This window comes from Halobellus sp. MBLA0158, from assembly GCF_041477585.1.
Classification (GTDB): Archaea; Halobacteriota; Halobacteria; order Halobacteriales; family Haloferacaceae; genus Haloquadratum; species Haloquadratum rubicundus.
The window spans coordinates 413,422-437,721 of sequence record NZ_JBGNYA010000001.1 but is presented as its reverse complement, the minus strand read 5'-3'; the positions used below and the strand labels follow the sequence as shown (position 1 = coordinate 437,721).

General features: G+C 68.1%; 29 protein-coding genes. 12 read left to right on the top strand and 17 right to left on the bottom strand.

The features are described from left to right. Window positions 1–120: 120 nt before the first annotated feature. The 3 genes from OS889_RS02200 to OS889_RS02190 all read right to left on the bottom strand — a co-directional run bounded on the left by OS889_RS02200 (window position 121) and on the right by OS889_RS02190 (window position 1,437). Window positions 121–360: a DUF8001 family protein gene (locus OS889_RS02200; RefSeq protein ID WP_372386880.1), complete on the bottom strand. Its 240-nt coding sequence runs from the start codon at window positions 358–360 to the stop codon at window positions 121–123. Window positions 361–431: 71 nt separating this feature from the next. Then, a complete protein-coding gene (locus OS889_RS02195) occupies window positions 432–1,118 on the bottom strand; it encodes a DUF5828 family protein (protein WP_372386878.1) in 687 nt (228 codons plus the stop codon). A gap of 109 nt (window positions 1,119–1,227) precedes the next feature. Further along, the gene (locus OS889_RS02190) at window positions 1,228–1,437 is read right to left on the bottom strand and encodes a DUF8007 family protein (RefSeq protein ID WP_372386877.1); all 210 of its coding nucleotides are present in this window, start codon (window positions 1,435–1,437) and stop codon (window positions 1,228–1,230) included. Between the two features lie 94 nt (window positions 1,438–1,531). Between OS889_RS02190 and OS889_RS02185 the strand changes: the two genes are divergently transcribed. After that, window positions 1,532–1,909, top strand: a complete 378-nt coding sequence (locus OS889_RS02185; RefSeq protein WP_372386875.1) for a cupin domain-containing protein — start codon at window positions 1,532–1,534, stop codon at window positions 1,907–1,909. Further along, window positions 1,909–2,559, top strand: a complete 651-nt coding sequence (locus OS889_RS02180) for a DUF8052 family protein (RefSeq protein WP_372386873.1) — start codon at window positions 1,909–1,911, stop codon at window positions 2,557–2,559. Before OS889_RS02185 ends, OS889_RS02180 begins: the two co-directional genes overlap by 1 nt. 61 nt (window positions 2,560–2,620) lie before the next feature. On the opposite strand, the gene OS889_RS02175 is transcribed toward OS889_RS02180, so the two are convergent. From OS889_RS02175 to OS889_RS02165, 3 genes are all read right to left on the bottom strand, one after another. Beyond that, window positions 2,621–4,429, bottom strand: coding sequence for a carbon starvation CstA family protein (locus tag OS889_RS02175; protein ID WP_372386871.1), 1,809 nt, complete (start codon window positions 4,427–4,429; stop codon window positions 2,621–2,623). 146 nt (window positions 4,430–4,575) lie between these two features. Then, window positions 4,576–5,553: an ArsA family ATPase gene (locus tag OS889_RS02170; RefSeq protein ID WP_372386869.1), complete on the bottom strand. Its 978-nt coding sequence runs from the start codon at window positions 5,551–5,553 to the stop codon at window positions 4,576–4,578. A 2-nt stretch (window positions 5,554–5,555) separates the two neighbouring features. Further along, entirely contained in the window at window positions 5,556–5,852 is a 297-nt protein-coding gene (locus OS889_RS02165) for a DUF7990 family protein (protein WP_372386868.1), read from the bottom strand. A gap of 117 nt (window positions 5,853–5,969) precedes the next feature. Here OS889_RS02165 and OS889_RS02160 point away from each other — a divergent pair, with 117 nt between their 5' ends. Further along, complete coding sequence (locus OS889_RS02160; protein ID WP_372386866.1) at window positions 5,970–7,292, top strand: GTP-binding protein; 1,323 nt, start codon at window positions 5,970–5,972, stop codon at window positions 7,290–7,292. Between the two features lie 13 nt (window positions 7,293–7,305). Here the strand turns inward: OS889_RS02160 and OS889_RS02155 are convergent, their stop codons facing one another. Continuing rightward, entirely contained in the window at window positions 7,306–7,527 is a 222-nt protein-coding gene (locus OS889_RS02155; protein ID WP_372386864.1) for a hypothetical protein, read from the bottom strand. A gap of 75 nt (window positions 7,528–7,602) precedes the next feature. Continuing rightward, on the bottom strand, window positions 7,603–7,929 hold the full coding sequence (locus OS889_RS02150; protein WP_372386862.1) for a hypothetical protein: 327 nt from the start codon (window positions 7,927–7,929) through the stop codon (window positions 7,603–7,605). Between the two features lie 57 nt (window positions 7,930–7,986). Between OS889_RS02150 and OS889_RS02145 the strand changes: the two genes are divergently transcribed. From OS889_RS02145 to OS889_RS02135, 3 genes are all read left to right on the top strand, one after another. Then, on the top strand, window positions 7,987–8,169 hold the full coding sequence (locus OS889_RS02145) for a DUF8107 family protein (RefSeq protein ID WP_372386860.1): 183 nt from the start codon (window positions 7,987–7,989) through the stop codon (window positions 8,167–8,169). A 92-nt stretch (window positions 8,170–8,261) separates the two neighbouring features. Next, entirely contained in the window at window positions 8,262–8,942 is a 681-nt protein-coding gene (gene upp / locus OS889_RS02140) for a uracil phosphoribosyltransferase (RefSeq protein WP_372386858.1), read from the top strand. A gap of 72 nt (window positions 8,943–9,014) precedes the next feature. Then, window positions 9,015–9,227 (top strand): DUF7569 family protein, encoded by a 213-nt coding sequence (locus tag OS889_RS02135; protein WP_372386856.1) that lies wholly within the window; start codon window positions 9,015–9,017, stop codon window positions 9,225–9,227. Between the two features lie 55 nt (window positions 9,228–9,282). On the opposite strand, the gene OS889_RS02130 is transcribed toward OS889_RS02135, so the two are convergent. From OS889_RS02130 to OS889_RS02115, 4 genes are all read right to left on the bottom strand, one after another. After that, window positions 9,283–10,131, bottom strand: coding sequence for a hypothetical protein (locus tag OS889_RS02130; RefSeq protein ID WP_372386855.1), 849 nt, complete (start codon window positions 10,129–10,131; stop codon window positions 9,283–9,285). 453 nt (window positions 10,132–10,584) lie between these two features. After that, window positions 10,585–11,169, bottom strand: coding sequence for an IMPACT family protein (locus OS889_RS02125; RefSeq protein WP_372391518.1), 585 nt, complete (start codon window positions 11,167–11,169; stop codon window positions 10,585–10,587). Window positions 11,170–11,300: 131 nt separating this feature from the next. Beyond that, on the bottom strand, window positions 11,301–11,804 hold the full coding sequence (gene trpY, locus OS889_RS02120; RefSeq protein WP_372386853.1) for a TrpY family transcription regulator: 504 nt from the start codon (window positions 11,802–11,804) through the stop codon (window positions 11,301–11,303). Window positions 11,805–11,872: 68 nt separating this feature from the next. Then, window positions 11,873–13,840, bottom strand: coding sequence for an AAA family ATPase (locus OS889_RS02115; protein ID WP_372386851.1), 1,968 nt, complete (start codon window positions 13,838–13,840; stop codon window positions 11,873–11,875). A gap of 937 nt (window positions 13,841–14,777) precedes the next feature. Between OS889_RS02115 and dipA the strand changes: the two genes are divergently transcribed. The 5 genes from dipA to OS889_RS02095 all read left to right on the top strand — a co-directional run bounded on the left by dipA (window position 14,778) and on the right by OS889_RS02095 (window position 18,079). Then, window positions 14,778–15,419 carry a divisome-positioning GTPase DipA gene (dipA, locus tag OS889_RS02110; RefSeq protein WP_372386850.1) on the top strand — a complete coding sequence of 214 codons (642 nt, stop codon included), beginning with the start codon at window positions 14,778–14,780 and terminating at the stop codon, window positions 15,417–15,419. Between the two features lie 5 nt (window positions 15,420–15,424). Then, window positions 15,425–15,814 (top strand): divisome-positioning protein B, encoded by a 390-nt coding sequence (gene dipB, locus OS889_RS02105; protein ID WP_372391515.1) that lies wholly within the window; start codon window positions 15,425–15,427, stop codon window positions 15,812–15,814. A gap of 94 nt (window positions 15,815–15,908) precedes the next feature. Continuing rightward, window positions 15,909–16,925 carry an OapC/ArvC family zinc-ribbon domain-containing protein gene (locus OS889_RS02100; protein WP_372386848.1) on the top strand — a complete coding sequence of 339 codons (1,017 nt, stop codon included), beginning with the start codon at window positions 15,909–15,911 and terminating at the stop codon, window positions 16,923–16,925. A gap of 161 nt (window positions 16,926–17,086) precedes the next feature. Next, window positions 17,087–17,176: a hypothetical protein gene (locus OS889_RS16790; RefSeq protein ID WP_435184177.1), complete on the top strand. Its 90-nt coding sequence runs from the start codon at window positions 17,087–17,089 to the stop codon at window positions 17,174–17,176. Window positions 17,177–17,233: 57 nt separating this feature from the next. Beyond that, window positions 17,234–18,079, top strand: a complete 846-nt coding sequence (locus OS889_RS02095; RefSeq protein WP_372386847.1) for a DUF7089 family protein — start codon at window positions 17,234–17,236, stop codon at window positions 18,077–18,079. Window positions 18,080–18,110: 31 nt separating this feature from the next. Here OS889_RS02095 and OS889_RS02090 read toward each other — a convergent pair whose 3' ends face one another. Together OS889_RS02090 and OS889_RS02085 are read right to left on the bottom strand one after the other, a co-directional pair. Continuing rightward, window positions 18,111–18,689 carry a DUF7090 family protein gene (locus OS889_RS02090; protein WP_372386845.1) on the bottom strand — a complete coding sequence of 193 codons (579 nt, stop codon included), beginning with the start codon at window positions 18,687–18,689 and terminating at the stop codon, window positions 18,111–18,113. Window positions 18,690–18,758: 69 nt separating this feature from the next. Next, window positions 18,759–19,208, bottom strand: coding sequence for a DUF2391 family protein (locus tag OS889_RS02085; RefSeq protein ID WP_372386843.1), 450 nt, complete (start codon window positions 19,206–19,208; stop codon window positions 18,759–18,761). 127 nt (window positions 19,209–19,335) lie between these two features. Here OS889_RS02085 and OS889_RS02080 point away from each other — a divergent pair, with 127 nt between their 5' ends. Then, window positions 19,336–20,016, top strand: a complete 681-nt coding sequence (locus OS889_RS02080) for a class I SAM-dependent methyltransferase (protein ID WP_372386841.1) — start codon at window positions 19,336–19,338, stop codon at window positions 20,014–20,016. A gap of 54 nt (window positions 20,017–20,070) precedes the next feature. Here the strand turns inward: OS889_RS02080 and OS889_RS02075 are convergent, their stop codons facing one another. From OS889_RS02075 to OS889_RS02065, 3 genes are all read right to left on the bottom strand, one after another. Then, on the bottom strand, window positions 20,071–21,309 hold the full coding sequence (locus tag OS889_RS02075; protein ID WP_372386840.1) for an ABC transporter ATP-binding protein: 1,239 nt from the start codon (window positions 21,307–21,309) through the stop codon (window positions 20,071–20,073). 2 nt (window positions 21,310–21,311) lie between these two features. After that, window positions 21,312–23,006 carry an ABC transporter permease gene (locus tag OS889_RS02070; protein ID WP_372391513.1) on the bottom strand — a complete coding sequence of 565 codons (1,695 nt, stop codon included), beginning with the start codon at window positions 23,004–23,006 and terminating at the stop codon, window positions 21,312–21,314. A gap of 118 nt (window positions 23,007–23,124) precedes the next feature. Continuing rightward, window positions 23,125–24,249 (bottom strand): thiamine ABC transporter substrate-binding protein, encoded by a 1,125-nt coding sequence (locus OS889_RS02065; protein WP_372386839.1) that lies wholly within the window; start codon window positions 24,247–24,249, stop codon window positions 23,125–23,127. Window positions 24,250–24,300: the final 51 nt, after the last annotated feature.

Here is a 24,300-nt window from a genome sequence, read left to right as displayed (position 1 = left end):
GTTCACCGCCGACGCGACTAAAATCCGGGGTAGCGGCAGTTCCGGGGAGGAGGGCGAACGCGATGAGGCGGGCGGGCGAGGTGGGCGGGGAGGGAGACAGCGACATCGGCCCCGCGACGGCTACTCCGCGCGGCCGTATCCCATCTTCTCGATGCAGGCGCGCATCCCCGCCTCGTCGTCGTGCTTGTGGAGCGTCGTCGGGGTGTCGCAGTAGTAGATGTCGCCGTCGTGTCGGAGCGAGAGTTCGTGGGTGCCGCCGAGCAGTTCGGCCTCGACGACGACGCGGCGCCCCTCCCGGAGCGCCTCGAGGATCTCCGCGGCGGTCAGTTCGCCGGACTCGATCCGGAGCGGGTCGGACATACCCGATCATACGGCCCGGAGACTATGACTGTTGGCGGTCCGCGGCGCGGCACCGGCGCCCCGCCCCGTTCTCAGTTCGTCGTCGAGCGCGAGCGCTCCTCGGACTCCGGCGGCTCGACGCCCTCTGCGGCCTCGGCGGTTTCTGTCTCCTTCGGCGTGTCGACGTGCCAGCGGGTCACCTCGTCGTCGAAGGCCGCGAGGCGGTCGCTGACCTCGTCTTTGAGGTCGTCGTCGTTGATGTTCACCTCGAAGATGAACGTCACCTCGTCGTCGCCGCGGGCGGACTTCTGGATGTTGGCGCTCACGAGTTCGTTGTCGAAGTAGTAGGGCGCCAGTTGGGTCATCACGCGCTGGTAGACCGTGTTCTCGACGCGGCGGAGCGCCCGGCGGCCGGCGGAGTCGGCGGCGCGGGCGACGTACCCGAGCGACTCCGACCAGCGCTCGACGGCGCCGTCGCTGTCGCCCTCCTCGACGCGCTCGTAGGACTCGGAGAGGCGCTCGCCCGCCGTCTGGAGGTCTTCGTCGGGGCCCTTGCCGGCCTTCTCCCCTTCTCCTTCGGCGACGCTGGCCTGGACGGCGGTCTTCTCGCTCACGTCCTTCGAGAGGCGCTCGTGGGACTTCGGGCGCCACTCGTCCCACTCCTCGAAGGCGTCGCTCTCGACGCCGGCGTCGCGGAGCGCGCGGGTGATGCGTTCGCCGTGCTCGACGACGTCGCCCCACGAGCCCCGAACCTTGAATCCGGAGACGCTCTCTTCCATCGCTTCTGACGGGGTAGGGACGGCGAGGTATAAAAGTCTACTCCGGACCGTGGGACCGTCCTGCACACCGCATCGAACGATTTCGCCGCGCGAGGACGCGAGACGCCGCTCAGCGCCCGTGGATGAAGTCGGTCGCCGCCCGATCCAGCCGGCGGACGATCCCGCCGAGCCACGCGCTCGGGGAGGCCCGGCGGAGGGAGTCCTCGTCGACCTCGATCCGGTCGCCGTCGAAGGGGCCCTCGCGGTCCGGGTCGGTCGCGTCCACGACCGTCGACATCGCACAGCGGCCGCAGGACTCGGTGTTGTCGTTCGTGCGCATCGTACCGACGGGAGGGAGGCAAACGACATTAAAATTGGGGGAAGATGGCGCCGGTCCCGAGCGGCTTTAGTGCCTGTATGCGGAGTGTGGGCGTATGGGATACCGGACTGTGGACTACGAGGACGTGACGCCCGCCGACGGGCGACCGTGCGAACTGCGCCGCCTCGGGGCGGCCGCGGGCCTGGAGAACGTCGCGATCAATCGCTTCCGTGCCGAGCCGGGCGAGCAGCTGCCGCTCGCGTACCACTACCACGAGGAACAGGAAGAGGCGTTCTACGTCCTCTCGGGGACGCTCGCCGTCGAGACGCCCGAGGAGTCCTTCGAGGTCGAGACCGACGAGCTGTTCGCGGTCGACCCCGAGAGCCCCCAGCGGGCCTACAACCCCGACGACGCCGACGGGGACGTCGTCGTGCTCGCGATCGGCGCGCCGGCCGTCGACGGCGACGCCGTCGCCTACGACGCCGAGGACTGATGTCCGAACAGTCCGAGCCGTTCGATCCGGTCGAGGCGGCCGAGGAGGTCGGCATCGACCTCTCCGAGGTGCCCGTCTGGGACGACGAGTATCTCGACCGGGTCTCGGACCGCCTGATGTTCAACTACGACCTCGAACGGGACCGCGCGGTCGACGACGAGCGGTTCGCCCTCTACGCCGAGATGCGGATGGAGAGCCAAAAGCACTTCTTCCACCCCGCGCTCGACTACGCGAACCACGAGCACCGGGAGTTCCTGTTCGCCCGGCGGCGGGACCGGCCGACCGTCGCGGACCTGGAACGGCTGATCCAACTCGGCCACGACCTCGCGGACTCGGCGGAGTGGCTCGTCCCCGACGAGGAGCACTTCGGAACGGACTTCACGTTCGTCCTCGTCGCCGAGGAGATCCCCGCGGACGTCGCGGAGTTCGTCGAGGGCTTCCGCGACCGGAATCTGTTGAAGTTCGGCTACTACGGCCACTACGAGGTCAACGTCGCGGTCGTCGCGCCCGAGCGCGAGGCGATCGTAAAGAGCGAGAGCGCCGACTCCGCGGAGGCGTTCGCGCTGTGGCGTGACGTGCCGCCCGCAGAGCGCCGGAGCGTGTTCGGGCGGCTGCGCGAGGCGGTGGCCCGGCGGCTCGGCGGACGGTAGCCGCGCCGCTCGTCGGAGTAAAAACGGAGAGGAAAGTTCAGAGAGCCGGTCCGAGGTCCGATCAGTCGTCGCCGGGCGAGAACCCGCCGGACTGCTCGCCGCTACGGACCGACTGGATGTTCTCGTAGCCCATCTTGACGAGCGACAGGCCGAGGTAGACCAACACGAGCGCGAGGACGATCTGCGTCGCCGCCGAGAGCATCTGGACGAGGCCCGCACTCGCCATCCACTCGGGATTCAGGAACTTGTCGTAGAGGTTCGTCTTGAACGCGAGCCACAGCAGGCCGGAGACCGTGATGACGACCATCGCCGCCATCGGGCCGCCGGTGCTGAGGAGCTGCTTGGAGTCGTTCCAGTTCGCCAGCCAGACCGTCGCGGTGAGCAGCGCCAGCGCGGCGAGCAGCTGATTGGCGCCGCCGAAGAGCTGCCAGAGCGTCGACCACGAGCCGCTGGCGATGAGGACGTACGCCGGGATGGTCTGGACCGCGGCGTTGCCGTAGCGGTCCGCGGCGAACGACTGGACGGACGTCTCGGGCGTCTCGATGATCTCCTCCATCATATAGCGGCCGAGGCGGACGGCCGTGTCGGTCGAGGTGAGGAGGAAGCTCACGAGCACGAGCGCCATGAACGGCCCCCCGAAGGAGGTCGGGATGCCGAAGCTCGTGAGCAGGATCGCGCCGCCGGAGGCGAACGTCGGCAGCGCCAGGCCGATGCCGCCGCCGACGTCGGGCGCGACGAGCGCGACCGTGATGAGCGCGAGCGTCGCGAGGAGGCCCTCGCCGAGCATCCCGCCGTAGCCGATCGCGCGGGCGTCGGTCTCGCGGTTCAGCTGCTTCGCGGTCGTGCCCGAGGAGACCAGCGAGTGGAAGCCGCTGATCGTCCCGCAGGCGATCGTGATGAACAGCAGCGGGAACAGCGGGTTCCCGTTGCGCGCGGTGAATCCGTAGAACGGTTCGAGGCTGGTCACGAGCGGCTGGCTCGACGTGCCGAGGAGCGTGCCGACGATGACCGCGAGCAGCCCGCCGCCGACTCCGGTGTACAGGAGGAACGACGAGAGGTAGTCACGCGGCTGGAGCAGCATCCACACTGGAAGTGCGCTCGCGATCGCCCCGTAGATCAGGATGATCGGGATCCACGCGGCCGTGTTGGCGCCGAAGGCACCCGCCGCCGGGAGCCACGACATATCGGAGCCGAAGAGGACGATCGTGCCGGCCGGATACTCGCCGCCGGGCACCAGCGCGAGCGGGTACTGGATGCCGACCCAGACGCCGACGAACATCAGCGCGACGAACAGCCCGGTCCCCGCGAGGAACGGGAGGTCGAACTGGTAGAGCCACGCGCCGAGCAGGAGCGCGAGCCCGATGTAGATCAGGCTGGCGGTCGCCGCCTGCGGGAAGGCGTTGAAGACGATCGCCACGACGAGGGCGAACACCGCCACGACGAGGATGATCGTCAGGAACGCGAACCACAGGAGCATGTTCTTGCCGCGCTCGCCGACGTACTCGCCGATGATATAGCCGATCGACTTCCCCTCGTGTCGGAGGCTGGCCGACAGCGCCGAGAAGTCGTGGACGGCGCCCATCAGCGGATTGCCGATCGCGATCCACGCAAGCGCGGGCACCCAGCCCCAGAGGACGCCCGCGGTGATCGGGCCGACGATCGGCGCCCCGCCGGCGATGCTGGAGTAGTGGTGGCCGAGGAGGACAGGTTTCTTAGATGGGACATACTCCTGTCCGTCCTCGTACTTGTGTGCCGGTGTCTCACGACTGTCGTCGAGGTCGACGAACTGCGCGAGGTATTTCGAGTACCCGATGTACCCTACGCTGAACAGTACGAGTACCGCTATGACGAGCCATAGCACCTGAACCATATTGTTATAACCCCACGCGTGATTGTGAAAGAATCACGTATAATGTTAACGATCATTGAGCGCATTTGTCGGCTGCGAACGGACGAATTCTGCCCGACCGCGGGGAGATCGAACACCGGTCCGAGCGTGTCGGATCGGACGAACGGTCACTCGGGGGCCGAGGCGGGCTCGACGCCGACGTCGATGTCGAGCTCAGACGCGACCGTTTCGAGGATGCTCCCCTTCACCTCGGAGACGCGGGTCTCGACCTCGGCGACGACCGGCGGGCCGAACGACTCGCGGAGTTCGTCGAGGTGTTCGCGCTCGGTCTCGACCCGGTCGCGGAGGAAGCGGGCGCCGCGGCCCTCCTCGTGGTCTTCGGGCTCGGGCGTGAGCCGATTGACCGCGAGCCCGCGGACGTCGAGCCCGTAGGACTGGAGTTCGTCGATGGCGCGGCTCGTCTCACGGAGCGACAGCTCGTCGGGGTTGACCACGAGGAAGAAGGCCGCGTCGTTTCGCAGTCGATCGCCGGCGAACTCGAAGCGCTCCTTGCGGGTGCGCAGCCGGTCGAGGATCGGATCGCCGTCCATCATCCGCCGGGGCTCGTTGTTGCCGATGGCCGCCCGCTCGTAGAGTTCGATCGCCTTCTCGCGCTTGTGGGCGAGCCGGTCGATCCAGCCCTCCAGCATCTCCGGCAGGGAGAGGAGGCGAAGCGTCCCTCCGGTCGGGGAGGTGTCGAAGACGACGCGGTCGTAGTCGTCGGCCTCGCGCATCACGTCGATGAAGCGGTCCATCAGCGCGGCCTCGTAGGCGCCGGGCGTCTGGTGGGCCATCTCGATCTGGCGGTCGATCTCGTTGACCATCGCGGCGCTCACCTGGTCGCTCATCGCCCGTTTCGTCTCCATCAGGTGCCGCTCGGTCTCGGCCTCGGGGTCGATCTCCATCGCGTCGAGGTTCTCGATCCCCTCGACCGACGCGGGGTCGTCGTCGAACTGCTGGTCGAAGACGTCTGAGGTGCTGTGGGCCGGGTCCGTCGAGACGATCAGGGTGCTGAGGTCCGCGCGGGCACAGCGGAGCGCGTACGCCGACGACATCGTGGTCTTGCCGACGCCGCCCTTGCCGCCGAAGAAGACGTGTTTGCGCATCGTCAGAAGTGGTACTGCTGGCCCTTGCGTTCGAGGAGCGACCCGCGGTCCCACATCCGGCGCTCCCAGGCCTCGAACTCGTCTTCGAGGTACGGAAGCAGCTCCGCGGTGTAGTACGACACCGGCGAGGGGATGCCGAACGCCTCGGGGAAGCACGCGAGCATGAACGTGTCCTCGACGTCTTCGGCCTCCTTTTCGATCTTCTCGTAGGCCGGGTGGGAGACCATCCCGTGGTAGAGCCCTCGGAACCACTCGGCGAGGCGCGCTCTGAAGCGTTCGATCCGGTCGGCCAGCGACATAGCGCGAGGTACGGACGCCGCGACAAAAGCGTATCGCACCGCCGGCCCGCCCGCCTTCGGTCGGGGTGAGCCGCCCCGCGCCCGCACGTTGAAGTGGCGCCGTCGCCGACGGAGCGTATGGCGACTTCGACGGACGGGACGCCGGTGACGATCCTCACCGGGAGCCTCGGCGCGGGGAAGACGACGCTGCTCAATCGGCTGCTGGCGGGCGCCGCCGACCGCGACGTTGCGGTGCTCGTGAACGATATGGGCGAACTGAACGTCGACGCCGACCTCGTCGACGAGGCGTCCGAGCTCTCGGTCGCCGACGGGACCGTCACCGAGCTGTCGAACGGCTGCATCTGCTGTGAGCTCCGCGACGACCTCGAAACCGCGGTCGTCCGGCTGGCACAGGAGCGGTCCTTCGACCACCTCGTCGTCGAGCCCTCGGGCATCAGCGACCCGGGTCCGGTCGCGCGGCTGTTCACCGGCGGGTCGCCCGCCGCCGCGCGCTACCGCGTCGACGCCGTCGTCGCCGTCGTCGACAGCCGGCTCTTTGCGGACACCTTCGACCCCGACGGCGATCCGACCGAGGCGGTCGCGACCGACGGCGACGGGGAGACCCGGCCGCTGTCGGAACTGCTCGTCGAGCAGGTCGAGTTCGCCGACGTGGTCCTCCTGAACAAGACCGACCTCGTGACCGACGACGAACTGGCGCACGTCGAGGAGGTCGTCCGGACGCTGCGCCCGGACGCTCGCATCCACCCGACGACCTACAGCGAGATCGACGTCGACGAGGTCCTCGGCCTCGGGGTGTTCGAGCCCGGCGCCGCCGCAGAACGGGCCGGGTGGAAGCAGGTGTTAGAGGGCGACGAGCGAGACGGCGACGAACACGACGGAGCAGCGCACGACCACGGCAGCGACGGACACGATCATACGCACGAAGGGCACGACCACGGCGACGACCACGACCACGTCCACCCCGAGGAGGACTTCGGCATCTCGTCGTTCACCTACCGCCGCCGCCGGCCGTTCCACCCCGAGCGGATCGCGGCCGTGCTCGCGGATCTCCCCTCGTCGGTGATCCGCTCGAAGGGCCACCTCTGGGTCGCCGGCCGCGAGGACGCCCACCTCACGTTCAGCCAGGCGGGCCCGTCGGCCGCCGTCAAGGTCACCGGGCGGTGGATCGCGAGCCTGCCGGAGTTCGAACAGCGGAGCTATCGGAACAACCGCTCGGACCTCGGCTTCGAGTGGGACGACGAGTGGGGTGACAGGCGCACGGAACTGGTGTTCATCGGGCAGGACGTCGACGAGGACTCCCTCCGCGCGCGGCTCGACGAGGCACTCCTGACCGACGCGGAGTTCGAGTCGGGACCCGACGCGTGGGCGTCGCTGTCGGGGTTGGGTCAGTTCCCGTCAGAGCCGGGCGGGGAGACCGCGCTCGCGGCGCCGACAAACTGATCTCGAATTCGCTTCAGCAGGCGCAGCCCGTCGAACCGGGCGAGCGCTCCAGTTCCATCTCGTCGCCGCAGTCCGGGCAGGTCGGCGGCGCGTCGCCGGCGACCTCTTTCGCCGGAATCCGCTCCGCGCAGTCGTGACACCAGTACGAACCGCGGACCTCCGAGGCGGACTCGCCCCGGTTCGGCGACTCCGTCGAGGCCTCGAAGGCGTCCTTCAGCGTGCCAATCAGTCCCATATCTGTGCGAAACGATCCTGACGTACAAAGGTCCGCCTCGCTCGTGCGTCCGGAGCGGACGACCGCCCTTCGGCCTCAGCCGGCGCTCGCGAACGCGGCGACGGTCAGGAGGAGGAAGACGACGCCGAAGACGATCATCCCGTAACAGAGGCGGCGGAAGCGGAGGTCCGCGGGGATCTCGCGGCGGACCGCCGGGTCGACCGTCCAGACGAACCGGCGGTGGGCCCACACCGTCGCCACGAGCGCGGCGGCTGCCGAGACCGCGAGCCCGCGGGGCCACGGGACCGCGAAGGCGTCGAGGTACAGCGGGCCGAAGGAGAGACACAGGAGCCACGCGGAGCCGGCCACGACGACGAACGGGACCGGATCGACGGGCTCACCCTCCCGGTTTCGCGCGAGCATAGCTCGATATGGGGTCGCCGGCGCAAAATATGTGTAGGCCGCCCCCGACGCCATCGTATGGAGACGACCTCGGAAGGAGACCCGCGCGTGCTCTTCGCGATGAACCTCGTCCTCTCGTCGATCTTCGCGGCGGTCGTTATCTGGGGACTGAGCTTCGCCGATATCGCGGCGTTCACGCCGGTGAACGTGGCGTCGCTGGCACTCGTGGTGATGGCGGTCACCTACGTCGTCACGCGGTAGCGACGGCGGGGCGACCGGCGACGGCGGCGCCCGCGAGTGACGCCGGTGAGCGACCCCGTGAGTTATGTAGGTCGTGCCGCGACTGTGGGACAATGGCCATCGAAGACCGCGACGACGCGTATCTGATCACGCACGCACTCGCGAAGGACACGCTCTCGCGACTCCGCGACGTCGAGACCGAGCAGGTGGCGTTCCGGAAGGGGCTCGTCAAGCTCGGCCGGATCTGCGGCTACGAGATCATCGACGGCGCGATGGAGACCGAGTACGTCACCGTCGAGACGCCGCTGACCGAGACCACCGGCGAGCGGGTCCGCGGCCTCGACGACGTCGTGATCGTCAACGTCCTGCGCGCGGCGACGCCGTTCGTCGAGGGGCTCCTGAAGGCGTTCCCGCGAGCCAAACAGGGCGTCATCAGCGCCGGCCGCGACGAGGAGGCCGGGATGAACGACGAGGGGGAGTTCCCGATCACCATCGACTACGTGAAGATCCCCGAGATCACCGACGACGACACCGTCATCGTGGCCGACCCGATGCTCGCGACGGGCTCGACGATGTGCGCCGTCCTCGACCACGTCCTCGGCTCCACCGACGCGGATCCCGCCGACGTGTTCGTCCTCTCGGCGGTTTCGGCGCCCGACGGCCTGCTTCGCGTCGGCCGGGAGTTCCCCGACGCGGATCTGCTGACGGTCGCCATCGACGACCACCTCGACGACGACGGGTACATCGTGCCCGGCCTCGGCGACGCGGGCGACCGGGCGTTCAGGACGACGTGAGGGGCGACGAGCGGCCGACCTGCGGCCCGAGCGGGGTGAACACCTTTACCGACGCGTCGCCCACGGGCACGTATGACCGGGAGCGAGCCCTGCGACGCCTGCGGCGACCCGATCGAAGAGCCACTCGCGCGGACCGTCCAGTTGAACGTCGACCGCTCGGAGGTCGACAGCCAGCGGCTCTGTCCGGCGTGCTTCGCGGACTGGATCGAGCGCTACCGGGCCGAGATGCAGCCGCGGTCCCGCGAAGAGAGCTACGACGAGGACGCCGACATCATCGTCGACTGACGCCGACCGCGGGGACGGTCGAGACAGCCGGGCGGTCGCGACGGGGGCGATCGCTTCAGACCGGACGCATATACGGCCGGTCCGACGACGACTCGAAGATCGCGAGGTACGGCTCGCCGGTGGCGTCGTCCGGGCAGGCGTCAGTCCGGCGGACCGAGAACGTCTCCCCGGAGACGTTGGCGGCGTCGAGGTACAGCGTCACGGGGTAGGTCTTCGACCCGAAGCTCATCACGTGTTCGTTGTAGCCGTCCTGGACGTTCAGGTTCGCGCGGACCGGCGGCCGCTCGCGACCGGGCTCGCTCGGCCGCCGGAACTCGCTCCAGTCGCCCGCCGCACAGACCGCGTAGTCCGGGGTCTCGACGCGCTCGGGGAGCGGCGTCGGATTCGTCACGACGACGGACGCGACGCGGAGGTCCCCACGGGGCGACTGCGCGACCTCGACCTGGCTCTGCGGCTGGAGTTCGTAGGCGAGCCCGCCGGTCGCGACATCGGCCACGAGGACCACGGCCGCGACGACCACGAGGACGCCGAGGAGCGTGGTCGCCCGCTCGGCGGTCAGCAGGTGATTCCGGTCGTCGAAGCGGGTCCGGAGCACAAAGAGCGCCACCGCGAGCACCAGCAGTCCGACGACGGCGACCACGTCGTCTCCGGCGAACGTGTTCACCAGATAGAAGAGGAGCCCGACGAGTGAGATGACGAGAGAGGCGTAGCCGAGGAACGTGAGCTGTCTGTCCTCGGTCCGCTGGGTGATCGCGAAGACGCCCGCGAGGAACGCCAGCGCGAGCAGGACCTTCGAGACCGGCGAGTAGCCCCACTCGACGTTGAAGACGAAAAAGAGGACGGCGATCGTGGTGAGGGCCGCCGCCGCGCCGTTGAACAGCGTCTCGGAGTCGATGTCGACCATACCGGCCCTTCAGGAGCCGCCCCCAAGTACCCGGGGGTGACACAAAAGCCGGTTTGAGCCTTGGGGCCCGACCGGACCGAACCCCCCGGTTTCGCCTCGAATAACGCCGCCGTCGTCCGGATTCATTTCGAAACGAACCGCCGGAAGCCGACCCCAATAGGATCAGGAGCCGAACTGTGAGAACGAGTCACGTATCGGACGCACCGAAACGTCGGGAGGGAACCCGGCGCCCCGATGCGGACCCCTCGATTTCACCTCGAACGTCGGTGGTGTCGTGCGAATTCGGTTCGAAAGGAACCGCGGGAAGCCGACCCCAATAGGATCGGGAGCCGGGATGTGAGAACAGTACGCACGACGCGTCGCGGACGCGGTCGTCGGGGATGGCGAGGGTCGCGACGGGTGGGGCGGGGCGGATCTGAGATCGCTAATCGGCCGCATCAGCAATCGACTGCGTCAGCGCTCGATGGACGCGCGCCCGCTTGTGGCGCTCCGGATCCGGTCCCGGAGGTCGGCGGCCGAGTCGACGGGCGCCCGGACCGAAAACGACACCTCGGCCTCGTAGGACGCGTCGAACTCGACGCCCTCGCTCTCCAGGAGGCCGCGGACGGTCCCGGAGTCGTCGTACGCGACGGTGACCGAAAAGCGCTCGTGGGGGACGGACTCGACGACGCCGGCGTCGTCGACGGCCTCCTTCACCGCGCGGGAGTAGGCTCGGGCGAGGCCGCCGACGCCGAGGTTCGTCCCGCCGTAGTAGCGCGTGACGACCGCGGCGACGTTTCGGAGTTCCCGCTGGACGAGGACGTTCAGGGCCGGCTTCCCCGCCGAGCCGCTCGGCTCGCCGTCGTCGGACTGGTACTCGCGGAGCATCGTCGAGCCGTCGGGCGATCGGGCGCTTCCGCCCTCGCCGGCGGGGACGCGGTACGCGGGGACGTTGTGCGTCGCGTCGGCGTGGCGCTCGCGGATGCGCTCGACGAACGACTCGGCGGCGTCGACCGAGTCCGCGGGCGCGACGTAGCCGACGAACTCCGAGCCGCGGATCTCGAAGGCGGCCTCGCCGGGGCCGTCGACGGTCCGGAAGGTGTCGGCGCGGTCGGCGGTCGAGTCGCTGTCGGCGTCGGGAGCAGAACCGGATTCGGGTCCGGGTCCGGGCCCGGAGTCTGGATCGGAGGTCACGCGATGCTGATGCGGCGGACGAACGCCAGTTCGGAGAGCTCGTTCAGGAGGTCACCGGGGACCGGCTCGTCGGTGATGACGTAGAGCTTCGGCTCGTCGGTGAACTCGGGGTCCTCGCTGATCGTCTGTCGGATCGAGATGCCGCGGTCGGCGAGCCGGGTGGTGACCTCCGCGACGATGCCGGGGCGCTCGGCGTCGTTGACCTCGACGGTGAGCACCGAGAGGTCGAGGACGGGCGCGAGGTCCATCAGACTCGGGATCGACGAGATGTTCTGGAAGATGCGCCGGAGCTCTTCGTCTTCGAGGATCGCCGTGGTGGTGGAGTCGACGACGCGGCGGTCGACGCCGATCTCGCGGGCGATCCCCGTGTTCGGGATCTCGATCCCGCCGGAGACGACGCGCCCGTCGTCGTTGACCGAGAAGCCGCGCTCCAAGAGGAGCCGGATGACCTCCTGCTGGCTCGGGCTCCCCTCGAACTTCTCCATTATCTCGTCGAACACGGTCGGTACGGTCTGCGGCCAGGAGTATTAGAGTAGCGTTCGGCGGTAAGAGACGAGAGCGATCACTATCAGTTGTCGAACCGCGCCTGCACGAACGGCTGGGCGTTCTCGATGTCGCCCAGCCGGGAGTCCGACAGCAGCACCGCCTCGGTCTCCTCGATCGGGACCGAAAGCGAGATCTCCTTCGTGCGCCCGTACCGGCCCTTCGAGACGACGACGGCGTTGACGATGCCGAGCATATCGAGTTCGGAGATCAGGTCGGTCACGCGGCGCTGGGTGAGGACGTCGGCGTCGATCTCCTCGCAGAGCCGCTTGTAGATGTTGAACACCTCGCCGGTGTTCACGTTGCGGACGCCGTTCTTCTCCAGGAGGATGGTCGCGAAGAGGACGATCTTCGACTGGGTGGGGAGGGTGCGTACCACCTCGACGACGCGGTCGAGTTCGATCTTGTCCTGGGCCTTGCGGACGTGGGCCTCCTCGACGGTGTCGGCCTGCCCGCGCTCGGCGAGTTCGCCCGCAGTCCGGAGGAGATCGAGCGCACGCCGGGCGTCGCCGTGTTCCTGCGCGGCGAAGGCCGCACACAGCGGGATGACGTCGTCGGTGAGCGCGTCCTGCTTGAACGCGACGTTCGCGCGGTGCTGGAGGATGTCGCGGAGCTGATTCGCGTCGTACGGCGGGAAGACGATCTCCTCCTCGCCGAGGCTGGACTTGACGCGGGGGTCGAGGAAGTCGGTGAACTTCAGGTCGTTCGAGATCCCCATGATGGAGATCCGGGAGTTGTCGAGCTCGGAGTTCATCCGCGAGAGATTGTAGAGCGTGTCGTCGCCGGACTTCTCGACGAGCTTGTCGATCTCGTCGAGCATAATCACGACGACGCGCTCCTCGTAGTCGACGGCGTCGAAGAACGTGGAGTAGACGCGGTCCGTCGGCCACCCGGTCATCGGCACCTGCTCCATCTCGTCGCGGTCGGCTTCGAGCTCCTCGATTCGGGCCTCGACGTCGGCGACCGTCTCGAAGTCGGTGCCGACGAGCGCCGCGTCCGCGTCGGCGGTGTTCGACGCCGAGTCGCGCAGGTCGGTCAGTTCTTCGAGTTCGTCGTCGATGACGTCCTGGTTCTTCTCGATGAACTTGTTCGCGAGCTGCGCGAGGACGCGGTACTGGGTGTCGGTGACCTCGCAGTTGATGTACTCGACCTCGCAGGGGACGTCGTACTTCTTGGAGGTCGACTCCAGCTCCTGGCTGACGAACTTCGCGCTCGCGGTCTTGCCGGTCCCGGTCTTCCCGTAGATCAGGATGTTCGAGGGGGTCTCGCCGCGCAGCGCCGAGACGAGGATCGTCGCCATCTGGTTGATCTGCTCGGTCCGGTGGGGGAGTTCGTGGGGGGTGTAGGAGGGCCGGAGGACCTCCTTGTTCTCGAAGATGGGCTCGCCCGAGAGCAGGTCGTCGAAGAGCCCCTGGCTGTCGTCGTCGTCGAGGACGACCTCGTCGAGGCTGAGATCCGACGACCGCGCGTCGGGGTCCGCGTCGTCGACGGCGTCGGTCTCCGCGTCCGAGTCGGTGTACGAAGCCGACCCGGACCCGCCGATCCGGAGCGAACTCGGGTCGCTCGGGCCGATGCTCTCGCCGATGTCGATGTCCTCCGCGGTCGTCGCGGTCGGCGAGTCGTCCCCGTCGGCGGCGGACGAGCCGGCCTCCACCGGTGGGTCGGAGACGGACGGGTCGTCCGCTCCGTCGGACTCGTCGGATTCGGTCGACCCGTCGACATCGTCGGACCCGTCCGAGTCGTCCGTCGGTGAGTCGACCGGGAACTCGTCCGTGATCGCCGCGTTCTGGGCGTCGCGATCGGCGGTCGAACCGCCGCTGCGCGCGCCGTCGCCGCCGGGCGAACCGTCGACGGCGTCAGAGCTATCAGCCGTCTCGTCCCCGTTCGGCTCCGCTTCCTCGACGAGTGAGCGAGCGTCGGGTCGCGTGTCGGACTCGACGTCGTCGCCCCCGTCGGCAGTGCCTTCGTTCCCGGATTGCGTGTCTTCGTCCATCGATGAACCCCCCAATTTCGACTGGAAATCACGTCCCCGCGTCCGGTAGATCCGACGTGTAGGGAGAGAAAAACCGAATTGCGGCGTTTTTCTCTCGGCGACGTGTCCAGTTGATGCAGACGAACCAGACGAACAGGTCCTACAAAAAACTTGCCTCTTTTCTCTTGGGAGACACGAACCGACGCGTCGATACCTGAACCGAATCGCTCGGAAGTGGTGCAAGAGAGGCTGATACGCTCGGGTTTCGGTCATCTCGCTGTGAATCTCTCGGCACGATCGGCACTCGCCCGTGATGTACCACTGGGCGAGCCGGGATTCTCGGTCGACATCGACACGATTTGACTTGGTAACAGTTCTCGGATTCGAGGATACTCGGTCGGCCCCTCCCCCACCCCTTCGTTTCGAGTGGAACAGCGATCGATGGGGTGGGGTGGGTGAGCGGGTGCTCTAGATAGCGGTAGCTTTATCACAGCAGAATAGAAAACAGACCCGTACTCCAAAACTAGAAATAAAACAACAACATCTATTATTTAATTTTATTATACTTTTATACGGATTTTATTCCCGAGCGCGTTCTGTCACACAGGGTCGGACGTTTCCAGTTGAAACGAAGGGGTGGGGGAGTTGGGTGTCGGGAGGGGAGTTGGTGATTAGGAGTCGGGAGACCGGAGATCGGGAGAGGATCGGGACGGTAGGCAGACACAGGAAGCGACTGTCGTTTCGTTCGCTCGAACTCGATCCCGACGATCCGTTCGCGACATCTGCTATCGAGTCCGGTACCGGAACCGGCCTATCACCGACCTGAACCGTTCGAATTCTCCGTATCGACCTCCGCTCTGCGGGCCGTCTGACGCAGTGTTTAAGTGAACACGGGAATGTGATACCTCCATACGCCCTCCACGACCACGGATCGGATCGGGAGGCGCGGGAGGCCAGGATGGGACTGTTCACAGACCTCAGAGATAGCATCTCACGGGCCGTCGACCGGATGTTCTCGGATGCCGAGCCCAAGCGGATCGGCATCTACGGACCACCCAACGCCGGGAAGACGACCCTCGCAAACCGAATCGCACGCGACTGGACCGGCGACGCCGTCGGCCCCGAGAGCCACATCCCCCACGAGACCCGACGCGCACGCCGAAAGGAGAACGTCGAGATCGAGCGCGACGGCAAGACCGTGAGCATCGACATCGTCGACACGCCGGGCGTGACGACGAAGGTCGACTACAAGGAGTTCCTCGAACACGATATGGACAAAGACGACGCCGTCCGGCGGTCCCGCGAGGCGACCGAGGGCGTCGCGGAGGCGATGCACTGGCTCCGCGAGGACGTCGACGGCGTCATCTACGTGCTCGACAGCACCGAGGACCCGTTCACGCAGGTCAACACGATGCTCATCGGGATCATCGAGAGCCAGGATCTCCCCGTGCTCATCTTCGCGAACAAGACCGACCTCGAAGACTCGAACGTCCAGCGCATCGCCAACGCGTTCCCCCAGCACGAGACTGTCCCGCTGTCGGCGCTGGAGGGGAACAACATGGACGAAGTCTACGCGAAGATCGCGGAGTACTTCGGGTGACCACGATGCCGGAAGTTACACCAGGTGAGACCGGAGACGGCGTCCAGATCGACCTGATCAGCGGTGCCCGGATGGAGGGGCTGACGAGTATGGAGAAGATCCGTCTCATCCTCGATGGCGTCCGCGACGGCAACATCGTCGTCCTCGAAGAGGGGCTCTCGCCCGACGAGGAGTCGAAGCTCATCGAGGTCACGATGACCGAGATCAGCCCCGACGAGTTCAACGGGATCGAGATCGAGACCTACCCCCAGTCCCGGAAGGGAAATCAGGGCCTCCTCGGGCGCCTGATGGGCAAGGAGTCGGACAAGAAGCTCACCGTCATCGGTCCCGCGAACCAGATCGAGACGCTCCACAAGGACGAGAACCTCATCAGCGCGCTCGTCTCGCGGAAGTGAGCGAGGCACGGCCAGACAAGTGACCGATGACAGGGACACACCGATGACGCCGCCCCCGGCTCCCGCCCCGACCACAGCCCCCCAGTAACCACAGATGCCTCACGAATGCACGAACTGCGGTCGAGTGTTCGCCGACGGGTCGAAGGAGATGCTGTCGGGGTGTCCGAACTGCGGCGGCAACAAGTTCCAGTTCCGCCCGGCCTCGGCGACGACGCCGGACGAGGGAACGAGCAGTCCGGAGGGCGGGACCACCGCCCGAAAGTCCGACGCCACTCCGGAGAGCGAGCGGACCGCCCCGGAAAATCGATCGGACACACGCGCGCCCGGCGCGGGGGCCGACGCTCCCGAGTCCGGATCCGCCTCTGACTCAGTTTCCGACTCCGACCCCGGAACCGGGACTTCGACGGCCTGGAGCGACGCGGCCGACCGAGCGCTCGGAGAGTCCTCGGCGTCTGCGGATTCCGACCCTGATTCCGGTTCCGATTCCGATCGGGACCCCCTCGCCTCCTCCCGCGAGTGGCCGAATCAGCGTGACGAGGACGAGTCGCCCCTGCGACGTGACACTCCGGCGGGCGGATCGGCGTCCACCCGAAACGCACCGGATGCCGATCCCGAATCCGAGCCCGAACCACGATCCGAATCCCAGCCCGCACCCGACTCGACGGAGGCCGCGTCGACCGCGTCGTCGTCCGACCCGCCGGGATCGTCGACGGCCGACACGCTGTCGCCCGACGAGCCCCCTGAGGACGCGGCGCAGGCCGAAGCCCGCAGCGACGTCGTTTCGCCGGACGAAATCGCGGCTGCGGCCCCCGACGAGTCGGAGCGCGGACCCGAAACAGGGGGCACAGGCGGCACCGCTTCCCCGCCGCCCGACGCCGACGGTCGAGTCATCGAGCCGTCGAGCGACGAGCGCCCCGATCTCGACGAGCTCAGAGAGGAGCTCAACGAACAGTTCGAGAGCATCAAGATCGTCGCCCCCGGCGAGTACGAACTCAATCTGATGGAGCTGTACGACCGGACGGAGTACATCATCTCCCTGCAGGAAGACGGCCGGTACGTCATCGAAGTGCCCGACACGTGGGACACGACGCCCGATCCGGACGACGTCTGAAGTCGCTCACGGAATCCGCACCTCCGTCCCGATCCCGTCCTTGACCGCGACGTCTCTTACCTTCTACCTCCTACTCCCTCCCGATGCCGTCTCTCCGGCCCCGAGTCGACCGTTGCGACGGATTGGCTGGTTTTAAGCGCCCCCGTTGCCAGGGTGTCAGTATGAGCCAAGCGACGAAGATCGTCCTCGGTACCGTCGGTGTGTCGGCCGTCCTCGCCATCGCCATCATTGCCGCGCTCGCGTTCGGATAGCCGCTCTTCTTCTGCGGAAGCCGCGCCGCTCAAGAGATCCCACCGACAAGGGACACTATGTTCGACCGACGCGATCTGTCTTCGACCGTCGCCGCCGTCCGCGACGCCCACGCGCCCGACGCGGTCGCCCTCGACGTCGGGACCGACTTCGAGACGATTCCGCCGGCCGCGGCGGAGGACCTGGGGCTGTTCGTCGACGGCCTCGATCCAGCGACCTACCCGGCGGAGTGGCTCCCGCCGGACGCCCCCGACGCGCTCGTCAGATACGCCGGCTCGGACTTCACGATCGGGATGCCCGGCGACGGCACCGTCGTCTGGAGCCGCCAGACCGACCCCCCGATCGTGCTCGTGAAGAAGCGCGCGGAGGGCACCCCCGACGACTTCCTGGAGTTCCTGGTCGCGGAGGCGTTCGTCCAGATCGGCACCGGCGCGCCCGAGCACTTCCTCCCGTTCTTCGACGGCGCCTACCGCGAGCTCGATGCGGTCGTCCCGCTGTCCCCGGCCGACGTCTACCAGATCGCCGCCGCGCTCTACGACGCCTGGCTGGGGCTCCAGACCAGGGAGACGTTCCGCGAGTGGGAGGAGGCCCACCCCGCCCTCTACGACGCCTGGGCCGACGCCGGCGAGCGGCTCCGCGGCCGGCTCTCGACGCTTCCGCGCGCGGTCGCCCGCGGCGGCACGTCGTTCGCGGAGGCGACCGAGTACGCCTGCTCGGCGGTCAAACACGACCTCGACCTCCCCGCGCCGTTCGCCGCCCTGGACACCCGGGCGTTCGTCGAACACGGCTCCGACTACGGGGTCCAGTGGGCCGAAAAGACCTTCGAGAAGCTCGACGCCGCCGGGGACGCGAGCGGAGACGACGCCCGCGGGAACGGGGCCGACGAAGACGCCGCCGACGAGTGACCCTCCCGTCGGACGGTCCCGCCCGACAGTATCAGAACTCCGCGGTCACGCCGCCGTCGACGTCGAGTTCGACGATCCCGTCGAACAGGTCGCGGAACCGTCGGATCGTCTCCTCGTCGTGGACCTCGTTCGAGAGGTGGAACAGCCCGACCGCGTCGTGTTCGTCGAGCAGTTCGAGGAGCTGTTTGCTCGCCTCGTACGCGCCGTCGACGTCGGCGTAGTACGCCATCTCGGTCACCGAATCGACGCTGACGCGTACCTTCCCGTCGTGGGACTCCAGAAACTCCCGGGTCTTCTGGACGATCCCGTCCAGGTCGTCGGGGGCGGCGACGTAGTGGACGCGCTCGCTCCCGCGCCGCGAGTAGCCGCGCTCGACAGAGAGGGTGTCGAGGACGACCGCCTTCGATTCGTCGACGTCGTAGTGTTCGAGCTTCTGTTCGACCTCGCGGGCCGTCGTTCGGGTGGAGACGACGAGGAAGTGATCGGTGTCGGTCTTCAGGAAGTCGGTGTCGATCCGGTCTGTCGCCCCGATGCTCGGATGGAGGAGGAGGACTCCGGTACCGCCCGGGATCGAATCCGGTGCGTTCTCGATAGCGAGCGTGTAATCCATACCCGTTGGTCCGGCCGCGTCGACTTAACGATGCGGGAGACGTCCCGAGGTCGCCCTCGGTCTGTGGGGTCAGTACAGCGAGTCGGCGGTCGCCGCCCCGATCACGCTGAATATCGCGCCGATGCTGATCGCCTTGACGGTCGCGCCGAGCCCCGCCGGAACGACGAGCGGTCGCAACGAGCCCGCTCCGGCATCCACGCCGAGGAACGTCCCGGGCGCGTTGAACGCGACGGCGAGGATCACCACCGAGAGGTACGAAACGGAGACGAGCGAGATGAACCGCACGGGCACCCCGCCGACTTCGGTCTCTCTGTCCGGGTCGCGGTCGTCGGCCTTGTAGAGCGCGCCGTAGCCGATGACGAAGACGATGACGACCGTCAGGAGCGCCTGGGGCCACGACATGCTCCGCGCGAGGACCCACACCTCCTCGGTGACGACGAACGGCCCGGCGAGCAGGAAGCCCCCGATGATCTGCTGGGCGGTATCGGAGAGCGCGAAGCGCCGACGGCGTCCGACCATACGTCCCATCGACGGGGCCTGGCATATATACGTGCAGGGAAGTCGGCGGCCGCCGCGACGTCGCCCGCGGAAAGCGACCGGCCCGTGGAAGCAGACCGTTCTTGTGCCGCCCGCCCGACGGACGAGTATGAGCGTTCGCGCCGAGTTCGACGCCTGGGCGGCCGACGGCCGCGACCGGGGAATGGAAGAGCGACACTGGCACACGGCGAAGCACGCCCTCGCACGGATGCCCGTCGAGCCGGGGGACACGATCCTCGATCTCGGCTGCGGCAGCGGCTACGCGGGCCGCGCGCTCCGCGAGACGCAGGACGCCGGGCGGGTCTACGGCCTCGACGGGTCGCCGGAGATGGTCCGGAACGCCCGCTCCTACACCGACGACCCCGACGTCGCCTACGTCGTCGGCGACTTCGACGCACTCCCCTTCGCCGACGGCTCGATCGACCACGTCTGGAGTATGGAGGCGTTCTACTACGCCGCCGATCCGCACCACACTCTCGAAGAGGTCCGGCGGGTGCTCCGCCCCGGCGGCACCTTCTACTGCGCAGTGAACTACTACGAGGAGAACGTCCACTCCCACGCGTGGCAGGAGCGGATCGACGTCGAGATGACCCGCTGGTCCGGGGACGAATACCGCGAGGCGTTCCGCGACGCCGGACTCTCCGTCGCCGGCCAGGACAACATCCCCGACCGCGAGGTCGAGATCCCCTCCGCGGAAGCGTTCCCGACCGACGATTGGGACTCCCGCGAGGCGATGGTCGAGCGCTACCGGACGTACGGAACGCTCCTCACCGTCGGCGTCGCGCCCTGATCTTCCGACTGCGTCAGCCGCACCCGCTCATCCGCCGCGGATCATCAGTCTCGCTCACCCACTGTCACCGACCTCGACGACGTGGGCCGCCGCGGGGTCGAAGCCGACGCGCACGTCGCCGTTGAGGGGATCGACCGTCCGGACCGTCAGTTCGCGGCCGCGCCACGCCAGGTACGACCGGGTGGACTCGCCCAGGAACTCCGCGTTCGACACCGTGGCGTCGAGGATGTTCTCCGAACCGCTCGACGCCGACGAGCGGAGCCCCGACTCGTCCGAGCGCGATCCGCCGAACACGCGCATTGACTCGGGCCGCACGCAGAACAGCACCCGATCGCCGGGGTCGACCGCGCGTTCGGTCGTGACCGCCATCCGCTTTCCGCCGACGTCGACTGCGACGGCGCCGAACCCCTCTCTTTCACCTGGAGATTTACCGGGTTCGTCGCCGGATCCGCCCGTTCTGGCCGAGTCCCCGTTCCCATTCCCGGCGCCGATCTCGGTATCGATGCCCTCGACGCCCCGGACGTCGGTGCCGATGTCGATATCGACGTCGACGACCGTCCCCTCGAAGACGTTGTTGTCGCCGACGAAGTTCGCCACGAACCGGGTGGCGGGGCGGCGGTACACGTCCCGCGGCGTCCCGACCTGCGCCACCTCGCCGTCGTTCATCACGGCCACGCGGTCCGAGATCGCCAGCGCCTCCTCCTGGTCGTGGGTCACGTAGACCGTGGTGATCCCGAGCTCCGACTGGATCTCCTTGACCTGCATCCGGAGGCGCTCCCGCAGGCGGGCGTCGAGCGCGCTCATCGGTTCGTCCAAGAGTAAAAGATCCGGCCCGGGCGCCAGCGCCCGCGCGAGCGCGACGCGCTGCTGTTGCCCCCCGGAGAGTTCGTTGGGGTCGCGGTCGCCCGCGTCGGGGAGGTCCACCAGTTCGAGGAGCGACGCCACCCGCTCCTCGCGGATCTCGCCGCCGGGCGGATCGGCGAACCGGAGTCCGTAGGCGACGTTCTCGGCGACCGAGAGGTGCGGGAAGAGCGCGTAGTTCTGGAACACGACGCCGACGCCCCGGTCTTCGGGCGGCACGCCGCGCATCTCGCGGCCGTCGAATCGGATCTCGCCCGCCGTGGGCGGCTCGAACCCCGCCACCAGCCGGAGCGTCGTGGTCTTGCCGCAGCCCGAGGGGCCGACGAGCGTGAAGAACTCCCCGTCGTTCACCTGGAGGTCGATGCCGCCGCTCCCGCCGAGGGCGGTCGTCTCGCCGTACGCCTTCCGCACGCCGTCGAGTGTCAGTTCCATTCTCAGAATCCTCCCCGGCCGCTGTACTGGCCCCCGAACCGCTCGATCACGACGAAGCTCAGGCTCGTCACCAGGAGTAAGAGACAGCCCATCGCGGTCGCCGGGCCCAGCCGCCGCCCGAGGTAGCGCTCGACGGCGACGGGCATCGTGTAGCTCGTCGACCCCTCCGCGAGGACGACCGTCGAGTCGAACTCTCCGATGCTGATCGCGAAGGCGAAGGCCGCGCCCGCGACGACGCCGGCGGCGACGAGCGGGAGTTCGATGTCGACGAGCGCCCGCGCCCGACTCGCGCCGAGGCTCCGCGCGGACTCGACCAGTCTCGGATCGAGGTTCCGCAACAGCGGGGCGACGTTCCGCGTCACGAACGGATACGCGCCAACGGCGTGGGCCGCGACGACCGCGAGCGCGCCGGTCACGGTGAGCCGCGTCCCGAAGACCTCGACGCCGAACACGAGCCCCCGGAGAAGGCCGAGGCCGACGACGATCCCCGAGACCGCCAGCGGCGCCATCGACAGCGCGTCGACGACCGCCCGCCCGCGGAAGTCCCGCGTCGTCAGCACCGCCATCAGGACGCCCATCGGGACCGCCACGAGGAGCGTCCCCGCGCCGAACAGCAGCGAGTTCTCGATCGCCGGGAGCGGCCGGACCTGGTAGGCCGCGCCGGTCCGCTGGCGCTCCAGGAGGAAGCGGTAGTGCCGGAGTGACAGCTCGCCTTCGGGCCCGGTGAGGCTCGTCAGCACCATCGAGGCGATCGGGACGACGAACACCGCGAGGACGACGAGGGCGTAGGCCGCGATCCCGACTCGCGTCGCGATCTCCCGGAGGTCCCAGGCGTCGGCTCCGATCCCGTCCTCGGCACCGCCACGCCTGGGCCACAGCGACCGTCTGGGTTGCGGCCGCGCGCCCTGCCCGGACGCCCGCTGTCGACCCTCGTAGCGGAGATAGAGGTACGTCAGCCCCAGCGAGATCGCGGTCTCGACGACCGCCAGCGAGGCGGCCTCGGCGTACGCGAGGTTCTGGATCCGCGAGTAGATGAACACCTCGACGGTGGCCAGCCGGAAGCCGCCGAGCGCCAGCACGATCGGGAACGACGCGAACGTGAACACGAACGTCAGCGTCGCGCCGACCGCCACCGCGGGGAGCAACTGGGGCACGACGACGTCGCGGAAGGCCCGCGTCGGCGACGCGCCGAGGCTCCGTGCGGTCTCGATCGCCGAGGCGTCGACGCTCTCCCAGGCCGCGGTCGTCACCCGCGCCACGAGCGGCGCGTTGTAGAACGCGTGCGCGATGACGATCGCCGGCAGCGTGAAGAGCAGTTCGACCGTCGGCAGCCCGAGCGCCCGCAGGACCGCGTTCAGCGTCCCGTTCTGTCCGAACGTCGCGACGAAGCCGATCGCGACCATGATCGACGGCATCACGAACGGGAGGATCGTCAGCGACCGGAGCGTCTCCCGGCCGGGGAACTCGAAGCGCGCCAGGAGCCAGGCGCCCGGCAGGCCCAAGACGACGGACGCGACTGTCGACAGGAGCGCCTGATAGGCGGTGAAGCCGAAGATCTCGACGAGGTAGAACCGCGAGGTCAGCACCGAGACCAGGGGCTCGATCGTGAATTGCCCGTCGACGAGGACGCTGTCGACGAACACCGTCGCGACCGGGTAGTAGAAGACCACGACGAGGACGAGCGCGGTCGCGACCATCCCCAGGGTCAGGAGGCGGGCCTCGATCGCCGAGGCCGCCGCTCGGAGGCGACTCCCGAGTCCGGACGCGGCGTCCCGAAGGGCGGTACTCACGGATGGTCCGTCGTCGCCTCCGGCGTCAGTTGCTGGCGAACTGCCGTTCCCACGCCGAGGTCCACTCACTCACGTTGTCTCGCAGGGCGTCGTACGTGAAGGTGACTGCTTCCGGCGGCGCCTGGGCGTACTCGGCGAAGTCGCCGGGGAGTTCGGCGGTCGTCGTCGCCGGGAACGCGACGTTCCGCTGGGCGATCTCGCCCTGGACGTCGGGCCGGAGCATGAATTCGAGGAACCGCCGTGCGAGGTCGGGGTCGTCGGCGTCGCGGAAGACCGACATCCCCTCGGGGTAGGCGTAGCCCTGATCGTTCAGGAACCGAATCCGGTGCTTCGCGAGGTCTTGGCCCTCGCGGTTGGCGTACACCTGGTCGGTCGAGTAGGAGACGACCATCGGCGCCTCCTCCTCCAGGTAGGCGTTGTACGAGGTGCTCCAATCGGAGAGGACGCGCGCGCCGTTGTCCTGGAGCCGTTGCCAGTAGTCGAGGTAGCCGTCCTCGCCCTTCGCCTTGATCGTGTGGAGGAGGAAGGACTTCCCCGTCGAGCTCGCGGCCGGGTTCTGGACGAGGAGGTCGCCCTCGTAGGCGGATTCGAGCAGGCCGTCGAAGGTCTCCGGCGCGGCGAACTCCCCGCCGTCCATCGTCTCGTTGTAGACCAGACTGACGTAGCTGGTGTCGTAGGGGACGATCCGGCCCTGCGGATCGAAGTTCAGCCCGTCCTTGACGTCGCCCTGGCCGTCGACGTCGTCGACGGCCGTGAACAGCCCGTCGTCGAGCCGCTCGTCGATCCGGATGAGCATATCGACGTTGAGCCCGACGTAGGCGTCGGCCTCGATCTCGACGTCGCGGAGCGCCCGCTCGATGAAGTAGTTGATCTCGCTGTCGGGCGTCGCGAAGGTGAGCGTCGCGTCGAACTCCGACTCGAAGGCCTCCTTGATCCACGGCCCGGGGCTCGTCGAGGGCGCGTCGACGAACGCGCCGTAGGTCGCGACGACCAGTTCGGGCGTGCCGCCGGCCGTCCCGGTCGCCGTTCCGGTCGCGGTCTCAGTCTCGCCGCCGCTCGTCTCGGTGGAGCCGCCGTCGCCGCCGGTACAGCCGGCCAGCCCAGCGACGCCGCCCGCACCGACCGCACGAAGGAACGTTCTCCGTCTCATTACCGAGTGATCACACTCAGTGGTATTTAACCGTGGTGAATCGCCGACCGA